At 73.8% G+C, this 13066-nt stretch carries 10 protein-coding genes; 1 reads left to right on the top strand and 9 read right to left on the bottom strand.

All coding sequences use genetic code 11. The annotated features are described in order from the left end of the window. Positions 1 to 30: 30 nt before the first annotated feature. On the bottom strand, positions 31 to 1662 hold the full coding sequence (locus ACFVXH_RS34755; protein ID WP_387829871.1) for a WXG100 family type VII secretion target: 1632 nt from the start codon (positions 1660 to 1662) through the stop codon (positions 31 to 33). Positions 1663 to 1732: 70 nt separating this feature from the next. Next, positions 1733 to 2215 carry a hypothetical protein gene (locus tag ACFVXH_RS34750; RefSeq protein WP_387829869.1) on the bottom strand — a complete coding sequence of 161 codons (483 nt, stop codon included), beginning with the start codon at positions 2213 to 2215 and terminating at the stop codon, positions 1733 to 1735. 542 nt (positions 2216 to 2757) lie between these two features. Here ACFVXH_RS34750 and ACFVXH_RS34745 point away from each other — a divergent pair. Further along, on the top strand, positions 2758 to 4785 hold the full coding sequence (locus tag ACFVXH_RS34745; RefSeq protein ID WP_387829866.1) for an FUSC family protein: 2028 nt from the start codon (positions 2758 to 2760) through the stop codon (positions 4783 to 4785). A 1-nt stretch (position 4786) separates the two neighbouring features. On the opposite strand, the gene ACFVXH_RS34740 is transcribed toward ACFVXH_RS34745, so the two are convergent. The 7 genes from ACFVXH_RS34740 to rsmI all read right to left on the bottom strand — a co-directional run bounded on the left by ACFVXH_RS34740 (position 4787) and on the right by rsmI (position 12969). Beyond that, positions 4787 to 6625, bottom strand: coding sequence for an ABC-F family ATP-binding cassette domain-containing protein (locus ACFVXH_RS34740; RefSeq protein WP_375876020.1), 1839 nt, complete (start codon positions 6623 to 6625; stop codon positions 4787 to 4789). Between the two features lie 120 nt (positions 6626 to 6745). Next, positions 6746 to 7663: a 4-(cytidine 5'-diphospho)-2-C-methyl-D-erythritol kinase gene (locus tag ACFVXH_RS34735; protein WP_387829863.1), complete on the bottom strand. Its 918-nt coding sequence runs from the start codon at positions 7661 to 7663 to the stop codon at positions 6746 to 6748. Next, positions 7660 to 8733 carry a 16S rRNA (adenine(1518)-N(6)/adenine(1519)-N(6))-dimethyltransferase RsmA gene (rsmA, locus tag ACFVXH_RS34730; protein WP_387829861.1) on the bottom strand — a complete coding sequence of 358 codons (1074 nt, stop codon included), beginning with the start codon at positions 8731 to 8733 and terminating at the stop codon, positions 7660 to 7662. Before rsmA ends, ACFVXH_RS34735 begins: the two co-directional genes overlap by 4 nt. A 117-nt stretch (positions 8734 to 8850) precedes the next feature. Next, a complete protein-coding gene (locus tag ACFVXH_RS34725; RefSeq protein ID WP_375876018.1) occupies positions 8851 to 9729 on the bottom strand; it encodes a TatD family hydrolase in 879 nt (292 codons plus the stop codon). Between the two features lies 1 nt (position 9730). Further along, the gene (metG, locus tag ACFVXH_RS34720) at positions 9731 to 11353 is read right to left on the bottom strand and encodes a methionine--tRNA ligase (RefSeq protein ID WP_049655605.1); all 1623 of its coding nucleotides are present in this window, start codon (positions 11351 to 11353) and stop codon (positions 9731 to 9733) included. A gap of 85 nt (positions 11354 to 11438) precedes the next feature. After that, entirely contained in the window at positions 11439 to 11864 is a 426-nt protein-coding gene (locus ACFVXH_RS34715; RefSeq protein ID WP_387829858.1) for a hypothetical protein, read from the bottom strand. 235 nt (positions 11865 to 12099) lie between these two features. Beyond that, positions 12100 to 12969 carry a 16S rRNA (cytidine(1402)-2'-O)-methyltransferase gene (gene rsmI, locus ACFVXH_RS34710; RefSeq protein WP_117489273.1) on the bottom strand — a complete coding sequence of 290 codons (870 nt, stop codon included), beginning with the start codon at positions 12967 to 12969 and terminating at the stop codon, positions 12100 to 12102. Positions 12970 to 13066: the final 97 nt, after the last annotated feature.

The raw sequence follows: 13066 nt of genomic DNA, 5'->3' as shown, positions 1-13066 counted from the left end.
ATGCCCAGTGGCCGGGCAGTCGTTGCCGTCCTACTCAATCACGTCCGGATTGCTGTGCGGCGTACCGCTGGTCCAGGTCTCCTCGTCCTCGTGCAGGTAGTCGGCCCGCTGGCGGCGGTCGCGCTCCTTCCGGCCGCCGTGGCCCGCCGCTCCGGGGGCCATCATGCCGTTCTGCCTGGCCTGGGGGCCGCTCTCGCCAGCACCCGCCGCGCGGTTGCGCAGACCGGTACCGCCCGGCGTGAACTCCCCGCCGGCCGTCGGGCCCTTGCGGCCACCGACCGTGCCACCCGTGGTCGAGGACAGGCCCCGGCCGCGCGAGCCTCCGCCGGCGCCGACCGCACCGCCGTGGGCACCGCCCATGCCGGGGTGCATGCCGCCGCCCATGCCACCGGGGCCGCCGACCCGGCCGCCGCCTCCCGGCCCCGCCTCACGGGCGCCGAAGACCGTCCCGCTGGGCAGGCCGGGGGTGCCGCTCCTCCCCTGCCCGGGGCCGCCACCGAACGGGGTCGTGCGCACCGGGATCTGGCCGCCGCCCTTGCCCGGGACGTACCCGGTGCCACCGCCCTTGGTCGGGACGGTGCCGCCGCCCGGTCCACCCGGGATGCCCGTGACCGGGCCGCCACCGGGAACGCCGGGCCCGCCGCCCGGGCCACCCGGCCCGTTCGGGTAGCCGGGAAGGGTGGTCGGTCCGTCCGTCGGCAGCTGGCCGCCGCCGGGGCCGTACGGGCCGGTCTGCGTGGGCAGGGTCGGCAGGGTGGGCAGGCTGTTGAGGTCGGTGCCCGGACGGTTGACCGGGTCCGACGGGTACGACGGCGGGGTCGAGGTCCCCGGGTCCTGCGGCGCGGGCGGCAGCTGGCCGCCGCCACCGTGCGGCGGGGGCGGGGTGTTGCCCGGGTTGGACGGGCCGGGGCCGCCCGATCCCGGGTCACGGGGCAGGACCTTTCCTCCGCCGTAGCCGCCCCCACCGGACGGGTCGGAGCCACCGCCGACGCTTCCGCCGCCCGAACGCGGATTGCGGACGGGGCCGCCAGAGCCTACCGAGCCACCGCTGCCACCCGTAACAGTTGACGCATCGTCCTTGCCGGTGCCGTCACCAGGTGTCCCGGGCAGCACCACGTCCGACGGAATCCCGTTCAGCGTCGTCGTCGCCGCGCTGTACGCCTGGGCCAGCTTCTCCATCTGGAGAACGGCCTCCTGGTGCTCCTTCTCGACCTTCGCCTTCGCCTGGACGTACTCCGTCGACGTCACCCACTTGGGGTTGACCGTCTTCATGTACTCGTCGACGGTCTGGCCGACGGCAAGCTGGGGAACATTGAGCAGGTTCGACTGGCTGTTGTGCCTGTCGACCGCCTGGATCTCCGTCTGCGGAGGCTCCGGCACAGCGACCTTGGCGGTGCTGAGTGCCTCCCCGGCCTGGTGCATCGCATCGCCCGCGGTCGTGGCGTGGTCACCGATGATCTGCGCCGACTGCTGGAGGTTGTTCACCCAGGTCTTGAAGCTCTCGGCAGCCGGGCCTTCCCAGGTGACGTTGCCGACATGCGACTTGAGCGCCGTGCTCAGTTCCTTCAGCACCCGCCCGGCCGACTGCAGCTGGGTGCCGCGACTGAGGACCGTCGTCGGGTCCGTGCTGTCCACCATCTTCCGCAGGTGGGCGTGTTCCATGCTTTCGAAGTTCGTGCTGCCTGACACTACTTGCTCCCCGTCTCCCCGTAGGACTCTCCCCAGACCGCCATCAGTACTTTCCGTCGCCCGACCCAGGTGCCGACGTGGTGACACCCGCGTTCTTCGCGACGGCGTTCTGCGCGGCCGTCGTGTGGTCCTCGTTGGTCGCGTAGATGCTGGCCGTCCGCGTAACCGCCGTCTGCATCGCCTGGATCTGCGACACGAAGTCCTTGTGCAGCTGGACGAGCTGGGCGTGCACCTTCCCGTAGGCGGTGGTCAGCGCCGTCGCCTCGGCGAAGTCCGCGCTCGCGAAGCTCTTGCCCGTCAGCTTCTGCTCCTGGAGCTTGTACGGCGCGGCCGGCGAGCCCTCCATCGCGGCGAGCAGGGCCTCGATCTTGCCCACGAACGTCGTGAGCGTGTCGAGCTCGACCTGGACGTTCTGCTTCCCGAAGGCCGCCACCAGGTCACTGGCGCTGACGTTGGTCTGCACCGTGCTGACGACGGGGGCGATGTTGATCCCGCCCAGCGGCCACGGGAGCTTCTGGTCCAGCATGAACGGTGCCGAGTCGTTCGCAGGCGCCTGGCTGCCCGGGTCGGCCCCCGACGCGCTGGGTGCCGGGTTGGCCGAAGGGCTGGGCGCGGCAGTCGTCGTAGGGCTCGGGGCCGGGCTCGGCGACGGGCTGGGCGTAGGACTCGCCGAGGGTGTCGGCGTAGGACTGGGCGACGGACTCGCTGACGGAGTCGGCGTCCCCGAACTAGTTGCACCATTGCCTGCCACGGCAGTTCACCTCTCCCCCGTACGGCCCGCCGCGCCCGGGGCGTCCCGGGCGGCCGCGTTCCGCAACACACCGTCAACTTCTGGGTCGTACCGTCCTGGTCGGTACACCGTCCGCCCTGTGGACGGTTTCCGCCTCCGTCATCGTAGCCATCGCCTCTGTCGGACCGGCAGGGACCTTGGCCCGCCCGTACGCGATCGGTACGAACTTGACATGTGGGAGCCGCCGCGGACGGCCTGGGTAGACTGACCCGGTACGCCCCATCTGCCGCGCAATGTCGCACAGCAGCGACCCCAGGCCGCAGAACGGACGTGACCGCGTGAGCTCTCCCGACGTCTCCCCTTCCCCCTGGTGGGCCCGTGCCGCGCGGCCCGCGCGGCCGCCGGTGCCGGTGGCGCTGATGGTGCGGGCGGCGGTGGGCATGGCGGTGCCGTTGGCGGTGGGGCTGCTGGTGCACCGGCTGGATCTGGGAGTGTTCGCGGGGCTCGGGGCGATGCACGCGACGATGAACGACCGGGCCGAGCCGGGCAGGTTGCGGGCCGCCCGGATCGGGACGGCGGTCCTCGCCTCGGCGCTCGGCATGCTGATCGGCACCGCGCTCCAGCACGTGGACGCGGACGGCCTCGTCCTGGGTGTCGTGCTGACGCTGACCGCTTTCGCCTCGGGTGCATTGAGTGCGACCGGTCCGCGCGGGTCGGCGGCAGGGATGCTGCTGCTGGTGTCGGCGGCGCTGGGCAGTGGGATGCCGTTGCCGCAGCCGTGGTGGGCGGCGGCGCCGATGCTGCCGGTCGGGGCCGCGTTCGTGGTGCTGCTCGGGCTGCCGGCGGGTGCGCCGAACCGGCCTGCGGCGGATCCGCGCAACCGGGCGCTGGCCGCCGCGTACGACGCGCTCGGCCGTACTCTCGCCGACCTGGGCGGCCCGCGGGCGGGGGCCTCCCGCCAGGTGTTGACGGCCCGCCTGAACCAGCTCCAGGACCTCCTCGGCACGCATCGGAGGGACCGCCGGGAACGGCAGGACCACCGAAGCAGGCAGAACCGCCGGGCCCGGATGTACGAGGCGGCCCTCGCCGCCACCGAGGCGGCGACCGGCCTGCTGTGGGCGCGCCGCCCGGTCCCGCCCGAGGTGGCCGAGGTGCCGAACCGGCTGGCGGCCGCCGTGCGGCGGGGCGGCGGCGAGGTCGCCGTCCCCGACTGGCGGCCCGACACCCCCTCGCGGCAGGCCCTGGACGTGGCCCTGCGCGCCGCCGCCGACACCGTGGCCGGCCGCGACACCCGGCTCGGCACCGCCCCCGCGCCGCCGCCGGACCCCTGGCGGCTGCGGGTGCGGCTGCTGTCCCGGGGTTCGGTCCGGTACGGGCTGCGGGTCGCGCTGTGCATCGCGGTCGGTTCGGCGGTCACCGCCAACTACCCGCTCAGCAAGAGCTACTGGGTGCCGATGACGATCGCCTTCGTGCTGAAGCCGGACCTCGGCTCGGTGTTCCTACGCGCGGTGAGCCGCTCGGTCGGCACGGTGCTCGGGGTGGCGGTGACCGCGGCGCTGCTCATGGCCACCACCGACGAGTGGGCGCTGACCGCGATGGCCGCCGGCTGCGTGGCCCTGCTCCCGTACGCCACGGCGGCGCACTACGGGCTGAACACCGTGGTGATGACGCCGATGGCGCTGGTCCTGCTCCAGCTCGGCGGGCAGAGCAGCGCCGCCGAGTTCTGGCCCCGGGTCCTGGACACCGTGCTGGCCAGCGCGATCGTGCTGCTCTTCGGCTACCTGCTGTGGCCGGAGCGCCCGCGCCACCGGATCGAGCCCAGGCTGGTCGACGCGACGACGGCGCTGCGGGCCTACCTGGACGCCGTCGTCCGCGGCGCCGGCCAGGACGACGGCCCGGACAGCGGCCCGAACAGCGGCCAGGACGGCGGCCGGACCGGCACCGCCCAGGTGTGGCTGCGCCGTACGGCCTACCGGGCGCTGGCGGACGCCCGCCGGGAGGTGCAGCAGGGACTGGCCGAGCCGCCGCCCACCGGCCGGCTGGCCGAGCGGTGGCTGCCGGCGACGGCGGCGCTGGAGCGGCTGGGCGGCGCGGTGGCGGCCTTCGCGGCGCAGATCCGGTACGGCGGCCGGGTGCCGGACCCGGCCGAGGTCGACCGGGTGCGGCGCGCGTTGGACGAACTGACCGCCAGCGCCCGCGCGCACCGCCCGCCGACGGCCCCAAGCGCGCCGACACCCCCGACGTCCCCGGCAGCCGCGGCGACCCCGACAGTCGCAACACCCGCCCCGCACGACCCGACGCGCAGCGCGCTGGGCCGTGCGGCGGAGGAGCTCGAAGCGCTCCTCCGTACCCGACCGGACGACTAGCTCAGACCTGCTCGGCCAGCTCCAGCCAGCCCATCTCCAGCTCCTCCTTCTCGTCCCGGACCGCGCGCAGCTGCGCGTCCAGCTCCGCGACCTTGGAGAAGTCGGCGGCGTGCTCGGCGAGTTGGGCGTGCAGCTTGGACTCCTTCTCGTCCAGCTTGGCGATCTGCCGCTCCAGCTTCTGCATCTCCTTCTTCGCCGCCCGCAGGTCCCCGCCGGACAGCGCGGGGGCCGCGCCCCCGTCCTCCGCGACGGCCGTGGCGGTCGGGGCGGCGGCGCCGGCCTGAGCGGCGGCGGTGGCCGCGGCGGCCATCCTGGCCCGGCGCTCCAGGTACTCGTCGACGCCGTTCGGCAGCATCCGCATCTTCTTGTCACCGAGCAGCGCGTGGACGGTGTCCGTGGTGCGCTCGATGAAGAAGCGGTCGTGGCTGATGACGACCATCGAGCCGGGCCAGCCGTCGAGCAGGTCCTCCAGCTGGTTGAGCGTCTCGATGTCCAGGTCGTTGGTGGGCTCGTCCAGGAACAGCACGTTGGGCTCGTCCATCAGCAGCCGCAGCAGCTGGAGGCGGCGCCGCTCGCCACCGGACAGGTCGCCGACCGGCGTCCACTGCTTGTCCTTGCCGAAGCCGAACTGCTCGCACAGCTGGCCGGCGCTCATCTCCCGGCCCTTGCCGAGGTCGACCCGCGAGCGGACCTGCTCGACGGCCTGGAGCACCCGGGTCGCCGGGTCCAGTTCGGCGACCTCCTGCGACAGGTAGGCCAGCCGCACGGTCTTGCCGACCTTGATGACGCCCGACGTCGGCTGGACGTCGCCCTCGGAGGCGTACGCGTCGCGCATCGCGCGCAGCAGCGAGGTCTTGCCGGCGCCGTTGACGCCGAGCAGGCCGATCCGGTCGCCGGGGCCGAGCTGCCAGGTGAGGTTCTCCAGCAGCAGCTTCGGGCCGGCCGTGACGGTCACGCCCTCCAGCTCGAAGACGGTCTTCCCGAGCCGCGCGTTGGCGAACTTCATCAGCTCGGACTTGTCGCGCGGGTCCGGCACGTCCGCGATCAGGGCGTTGGCGGCCTCGATCCGGTAGCGCGGCTTGGAGGTGCGGGCGGGGGCGCCGCGGCGCAGCCAGGCCAGCTCCTTGCGGGCCATGTTCTGGCGCTTCTGCTCCTCGACGGCCTCGATCCGGGAGCGCTCGGCGCGGGCGAAGACGTAGTCGGAGTAGCCGCCCTCGTACTCGTGCACCTCGCCGTTCTGGACGTCCCACATCCGGGTGCAGACCTGGTCGAGGAACCAGCGGTCGTGGGTGACGCAGACGAGCGCGGAGCGGCGCTTCTGCAGGTGCTGGGCGAGCCAGTTGATGCCCTCGACGTCGAGGTGGTTGGTGGGCTCGTCCAGGATGATCAGCTCGGGCGAGCCGAGCAGCAGCTTGGCGAGGGCGATCCGGCGGCGCTCGCCGCCGGAGAGCGGGCCGATGACGGTGTCCAGGCCGTCGGCGAAGCCGGGCAGGTCGAGGCCGCCGAAGAGGCCTTCGATGATGTCGCGGATGCGGGCGTCGCCGAGCCACTCGTGGTCGGCCCGGCCGGCGATCACCTCGTGCCGGATGGTGGCCTTCGGGTCGAGCGAGTCGTGCTGGGTGAGGACGGCCGGTTCGAGGCCGCCGTTCCAGGTGATCCGGCCGCCGTCGGGCTCCTCCAGCTTGGCGAGCATCCGGATCAGGGTGGTCTTGCCGTCGCCGTTGCGGCCGACGACGCCGATCCGGTCGCCCTCGCTGACGCCCAGGCTGACCGCGTCCAGCAGGGCGCGGGTGCCGTAGACCTTCGTGACGGACTCGATGGTGGCGAGGTTGACGGCCACGTGTGCTGCGCTCCAGGGTTCGGCGGTCGCGGGGCGGCCCGCCGCTCGACGGCCGGATGCCCCTCTCGGGACACCCCGATCTCCCCAGCCTAATGGGCCCGCCGCGGCGGCCTCACCGCGTCAGCCCGCGACGGACGCCCCCGGGACCGGCCCGTGGGTGGCGTGCGCGGTCCGGCAGGTGCCGGAGGCCCGCAGCGCCCCGGCGACCGCGGCGGCGGCCTCGGCGTCCTTGACCAGGAAGGCGCAGGTCGGCCCGGAGCCGGAGACCAGTGCCCCGAGCGCGCCCGCCTCGGTGCCGGCCCGCAGGGTGGCGGCGAGTGCGGGGCGCAGTGAGAGCGCGGCGGGCTGGAGGTCGTTGGCGAGGGCGGCGGCCAGGGCGACGGGGTCGCCCTCGGCGAGGGCGGCGAGCAGCGCCGGGTCAGCGTCCGGGGTGGGGACGTCGGTGTCGCTGGAGCCGGTGCCGGCCTCCTCGCGCAGCCGGTCGCACTCGCGGAACACGGCGGGGGTGGACAGGCCGCCCTCGGCGACCGCGAAGACCCAGTGGAAGGTGCCCTCGACGGCCAGCGGCTCCAGGATCTCGCCGCGGCCGCGGCCGAGGGCGACGCCGCCGACCAGGGCGAACGGCACGTCGGAGCCGAGTTCGGCGGCCAGCTCGAGCAGCACGGGGAGCGGGGTGCCCAGCTGCCAGAGCGCGTCGCAGGCGACCAGCGCGGCCGCGCCGTCGGCGCTGCCCCCGGCCATGCCGCCGGCCACCGGGATGGCCTTGGCGATGTGCAGGTGCACGCCCGGGTCGGCGATGCCGTGGTGGGCGGCGAGCAGCCGGGCGGCGCGGGCGGCGAGGTTGCTGTCGTCCAGCGGGACGGCGGCGGCGTCCGGCCCGGAGCAGCTCAGCGTCACGCCCTGCGCCGCGGTGGCGGTGACCTCGTCCCCGAGGGCGACGGCGAAGAAGACGTTGGCCAGGTCGTGGAAGCCGTCGGCGCGCAGCCCGCCGACCCCCAGCTGGACGTTGACCTTGGCCGGTACCCGTACGGTGATCACTCGCTGTCCTCGGTCGTCTGCTCGGCGGACGCGGGCGCCTGCTCAGCGGGCTCGGCGGGCTCGGCGGCCCCGGGCTCGGCGGCCCCGGGCTCGGCAGCCGCGGACCGGACCGGCTTGCGCTCGGCGGCCCCGGCCCGGCCGGTCCGCTGACCGGCCCCCTCGGCCCCCTCGGCCTGGGCGGGCTTGTGCTCGGCGATCGCGGCGAACTGCTCCACCGTCAGCATCTCGCCGCGCAGCCTGTGGTCGATGCCGGCCGCCGCGAGCGCCTGCTCGGCCCCGGCGGCGGAGCCCGCCCAGCCGGCCAGCGCGGCGCGCAGGGTCTTGCGCCGCTGGGCGAACGCGGCGTCGACCACCGCGAACACCTCCTCGCGGCTGGCGCTGGTCTTCGGCGGCTCGCGGCGGATCAGCGAGACCAGCCCGGAGTCGACGTTGGGGGCGGGCCAGAACACGTTCCGCCCGATGGCGCCGGCCCGCTTCACCTCGGCGTACCAGTTGGCCTTGACCGACGGGACGCCGTACACCTTGTTGCCCGGCTTGGCGGCGAGCCGGTCGGCGACCTCGCTCTGCACCATCACCAGGGTCCGCTCGATGCTGGGGAAGGTCGCCAGCATGTGCAGCAGGACGGGCACCGCGACGTTGTACGGGAGGTTGGCGACCAGCGCGGTGGGCGCCGGGCCGGGCAGCTCGGTGACCTCCATGGCGTCGCTGAACACCAGGTCGAAGGCGTCCGCCTTGCCGGGCATCCGGGCGGCGACGGTGTCCGGCAGGTGCCGCGCCAGCACCGGGTCGATCTCGACCGCGGTCACGTGCCGCGCGACCTCCAGCAGCGCCAGCGTGAGCGAGCCGAGCCCGGGCCCGACCTCCACCACCGCGTCCTGCTCCGTCACCTCGGCGGCCCGGACGATCCGCCGCACGGTGTTGCCGTCGATGACGAAGTTCTGCCCGCGCTGCTTGGTCGGCTTCACGCCGAACGCGGCCGCCAGCTCCCGGATGTCGGCACTGCCCAGCAAGGGGGTCCCCCCGGCCGGAGGCTGGGGGCGGCTGTCAGAGGTGGGGTCGGTGGTGCTCACGCGCCAAGGATACGGGCGCCGGGGCCGCCGTCCGGACGCGCCGATCCGGACGGGGCCCGACCACGCGCCGATCCGGACGGGGCCCCGACCGCGCGCTCGGGCCCCGGGGCCCCGGCGTCAGTACCCGAAGGCCCGGGCGGTGTTCGCCGCGATGGCCGTGGACAGCTCGTCCTCGGCCAGGCCCAGGGTCGCGGCCATCGAGCGCACCGTGACCGGGATCAGGTACGGGGCGTTCGGGCGGCCGCGGTACGGGTGCGGGGTGAGGAAGGGGGCGTCGGTCTCGACCAGGACCCGGTCCAGCGGCGTGGCGAGCAGGGCGTCGCGCAGCGGCTGGTTGGCCTTGAAGGTGACCGGGCCGGCGAAGGAGAGGTACCAGCCGTGCTCGGCGCAGGTCTTCGCCATCTGCGCGTCGCCGGAGTAGCAGTGGAAGACCGTCCGCTCCGGGGCGCCCTCCGCCAGCAGGACGGCGATGACGTCCTCGTGGGCGTCCCGGTCGTGGATGACCAGGGCCTTGCCGTGCCGCTTGGCCATCTCGATGTGGCGGCGGAACGACTCCTTCTGGATGTCCACGCCCTCCGGCCCGGTGCGGAAGTAGTCCAGGCCGGTCTCGCCGACCGCCACCACCTGCGGCAGCGCGGCGAGCCGGTCGATCTCGGCGAGCGCCTCGTCGAGCGCGGCGGCGCCGCCGGCCTTCCGCTGCTGGCCGGACCAGCCGTCCGCGTCGCCGAGGAAGATCCGCGGCGCCTCGTTCGGGTGCAGGGCGACGGCCGCGTGCACCTGCTCGTACTGCGCCGCCAATTCGGCGGCCCAGCGCGAGCCGGGCACGTCGCAGCCCACCTGGACCACCGTGGTGACCCCGACCGAGGCGGCCTTCGCCAGGCCCTCGGCGGGGGTGCCGGACTGCATGTCGAGGTGGGTGTGCGAGTCGGCCACCGCCACTGCCAGGGGTTCCGGCAGCGGCGGCGGGGTCGACCGGGCGTCGTCCTTGGCGGCCATGTCAGGCGGTCGGCTTCTCTTCGAGGCGCGGGAAGAGGATCTCGCCCTTGGTGACGGTGGCACCGGCGGGCAGCCGGCCCCAGTCGGCGACGGTGGCGACGGTCTGCGCGGAGAGCGCGCCCAGCCCGGCGGCCTCGGCGCCCAGCGAGACCCACAGCTTCTCGGCGGTGGTCGGCATCACCGGGTTGAGCAGCACGGCGGTGGCGCGCAGCGCCTCGGCGGCGGTGTAGAGGATGGTGGCCAGGCGGGCCCGGCCCTCGGCCGAGTCGTCCTTGGCGACCTTCCAGGGCTCCTGCTCGGTGAGGTAGCCGTTGACCTGCTTGACGAACTCGAAGATCGCCGCGAGGCCGCCGGCGAAGTCCAGCTCCTCGCCGATCTTCCGGTCGGCCGTCTCGACGGCCCTGGTCAGCCCGTCGGCGACGGCCTGCTCGGCGTCGCCCGCGGCGGTGGCGGCGGGCAGCACCCCGTCGAAGTACTTGCCGACCATCGCGGCGACCCGGGAGGCCAGGTTTCCGAAGTCGTTGGCCAGCTCGGAGGTGTACCGGGCGGTGAAGTCCTCCCAGGAGAACGAGCCGTCGGTGCCGAACGGGATCGCCCGCAGGAAGTAGTAGCGGTACGCGTCCACGCCGAAGTGCGAGGTCAGGTCGGTGGGCGCGATGCCGGTCAGGTTGGACTTGGACATCTTCTCGCCGCCGACCATCAGCCAGCCGTTGGCGACGACCCGCTTGGGCAGCGGCAGCCCGGCGGCCATCAGCATGGCGGGCCAGATGACGGCGTGGAACCGCAGGATGTCCTTGCCGACGAGGTGGACCGAGGCGGGCCACAGCTCGGCGAAGCGCTCCGGGTCGCTGCCGTAGCCGGCCGCGGTGATGTAGTTCTGCAGCGCGTCGACCCACACGTAGAGGACGTGCTTCTCGTCCCAGGGCAGCGGCACGCCCCAGTCGAAGGTGGAGCGGGAGATCGAGAGGTCCTTGAGGTCCTGCTCGACGAAGCGCAGCACCTCGTTGCGGGCCGAGGCGGGCTGGATGAAGTCCGGGTTCGCCGCGTAGAACTCCAGCAGCTGCGGGCCGTAGGCGGAGAGGCGGAAGAAGTAGTTCTCCTCCTCCAGCCACTCGACGGGCCGCTTGTGCACGGAGCAGAGCTTCTCGTCCCCGGTGGCGCCGTCGAGCAGCTCGGAGGGGAGCTTGAACTCCTCGCAGCCGACGCAGTACGGGCCGGAGTAGCCGCCCTTGTAGATCTCGCCCTTGTCGTACAGGTCCTGGACGAACTCCTGCACCCGGGCGGTGTGCCGCTCCTCGGTGGTGCGGATGAAGTCGTCGTTGGCGATCTCCAGGTGCTGCCAGAGCGGCTTCCAGGCCTCCTCGACCAGCTTGTCGCACCACTCCTGCGGGCTGACGCCGTTCGCCTCGGCGGTCCGCATGATCTTCTGACCGTGCTCGTCGGTGCCGGTCAGGTACCACACCTTCTCGCCGCGCTGGCGGTGCCAGCGGGTGAGGACGTCGCCCGCCACGGTGGTGTACGCGTGGCCGAGGTGCGGGCGATCGTTGACGTAGTAGATCGGGGTGGAAACGTAGTACGCCGGGGTGCTCGCCCCGGTGGTGCTGTGGTCTGCAGTGGCCGCCATGGTCGGAAAGCTTAGTCGGGCACGCGGACCGCCCTCGACCGAGTTGTTCCCGGCCGGGGGCGGTCCCTGCTCCGTCGCCCCGGTGTCAGCCCAGCAGCCGCGACCAGAACCGGGCCCAGCGTCCGCGCGGCCGGGTGGGCTCGGCCGCCGCGGGCGTCCCGGCCGGCTCGGCGTGCGCCGGGTAGCCGGGGGCGTGCTGCCAGGCCTGGTCGGCGGAGGCGACCCGGCCCTCGCGCATGATCCGCACGGTGTGGCCGCCGCAGCCCGGGCAGGTCGGCTTGAGCAGCGGGGACGGCACCCGGACGCCGTTGGCGTGGTACTCGAACACGACGTGCCCGTCGTTGGCCACGTGGTGTTCGATGTCGTACGCCTGCTCCCAGCCGTACCCGCAGCGCAGGCACGCGAAGGAGTAGGCCTCCCGTACGGTCTCGACGGGAGTGTGCGGCCGGCCGGCCAGACCGGCGGTGCTCAGTGCGCTGCCACTGCGGGGGGTACCGACTACATCGCTCATGGCCGTCTCCCAGCGCCCGCCGGACGCTCGTCCGGCTGGGTCTTTCCCTTCCAGGAAATGCCCGGACCGCCCCGGCCGATGCCCGGCTTGTGAAGACTTGGATGCGCGTTGGTCAGACCTATACGAAAATCCTCGCAGGGTCCGGGAAGCGCGGCCGAAACTTCAGCTCAGCTGGTGTTTACCGGGGCCTTCTCTCCACGGTACGACTCCCCGTGAGCAACGCAACCCCCGGGATTCACCCCTTTCCCAGGCCGCTTTCCAGGCCTTCCCGCTTCGCCGCCACGACCGCGTCGAAGACCTCCCGCTTGGGCAGCGAGAGCTCCACCGCGACGGCCGCGATGGCCTCCTTGCGGCGCTCCCCGGCCTCCTCGCGGACGGCCACCAGCCGGGCCAGCTCGGCCGGGGTGAGCTCCTGGGGCGCGGCCGGCGGGGCGCCGGCGACCACGACGGTGATCTCGCCCCTGACGCCCTCGGCCGCCCAGGCGGCCAGCTCGCCGATCGGCCCGCGCTTGACCTCCTCGTAGGTCTTGGTGAGCTCGCGGCAGACGGCGGCCGGCCGCTCCGGCCCGAACGCCCCGGCCATCGCGGTCAGCGCCTCGGCGATCCGGTGCGGCGCCTCGAAGAAGACCATGGTGCGCGGTTCGGCGGCGATCGAGGCGAGCTGCCGGGCCCGGTCGCCGCTCTTGCGCGGCAGGAAGCCCTCGAAGGTGAAGCGGTCCACCGGCAGGCCGGACAGCGCGAGGGCGGTGAGCACCGCCGAGGGCCCGGGCACCGCGGTGACCTTGACGTCGGCGGCCACGGCGGCGGCGACCAGCCGGTAGCCGGGGTCGGAGACCGAGGGCATGCCGGCGTCGGTGACCAGCAGCACCCGGGCGCCGCCGAGCAGCGCCTCGACCAGTTCGGGGGTGCGGCCGACCTCGTTCCCCTCGAAGTAGGAGACCACCCGGCCCGCCGGGGTCACCCCGAGTGCCTGGGTGAGCCGGCGCAGCCGCCGGGTGTCCTCGGCCGCGATCACGTCCGCCGTGGCCAGTTCGTCGACGAGCCGGGGCGGGGCGTCCGAGACGTCGCCGATGGGGGTGCCTGCGAGAACGAGTACTCCTGTCACGGTCCCCATCCTCGCAGCTGTCGGGCGCCCGGGGTTTTTGGTGACGATTCGGTCAGCTTCCGAGGGAGCGGACACGCGTGCGAAGAGCGCCCCTACG

It is taken from the genome of Kitasatospora sp. NPDC058184 (assembly GCF_042883725.1).
GTDB lineage: Bacteria > Actinomycetota > Actinomycetes > Streptomycetales > Streptomycetaceae > Kitasatospora.
The sequence above is the reverse complement of the archived record's forward strand: the minus strand, read 5'-3'. Positions and strand labels throughout refer to the sequence as shown.

What these genes read in the sequence shown, in the direction of transcription:
- metG (WP_049655605.1), bottom strand. Translation starts at nt 11,353, where the DNA reads ATGGCGGCCACTGCAGACCACAGCACCACCGGGGCGAGCACCCCGGCG.
- ACFVXH_RS34755 (WP_387829871.1), bottom strand. Translation starts at nt 1,662, where the DNA reads ATGGAACACGCCCACCTGCGGAAGATGGTGGACAGCACGGACCCGACG.
- ACFVXH_RS34715 (WP_387829858.1), bottom strand. Translation starts at nt 11,864, where the DNA reads ATGAGCGATGTAGTCGGTACCCCCCGCAGTGGCAGCGCACTGAGCACC.
- ACFVXH_RS34725 (WP_375876018.1), bottom strand. Translation starts at nt 9,729, where the DNA reads ATGGCCGCCAAGGACGACGCCCGGTCGACCCCGCCGCCGCTGCCGGAA.
- ACFVXH_RS34750 (WP_387829869.1), bottom strand. Translation starts at nt 2,215, where the DNA reads ATGCTGGACCAGAAGCTCCCGTGGCCGCTGGGCGGGATCAACATCGCC.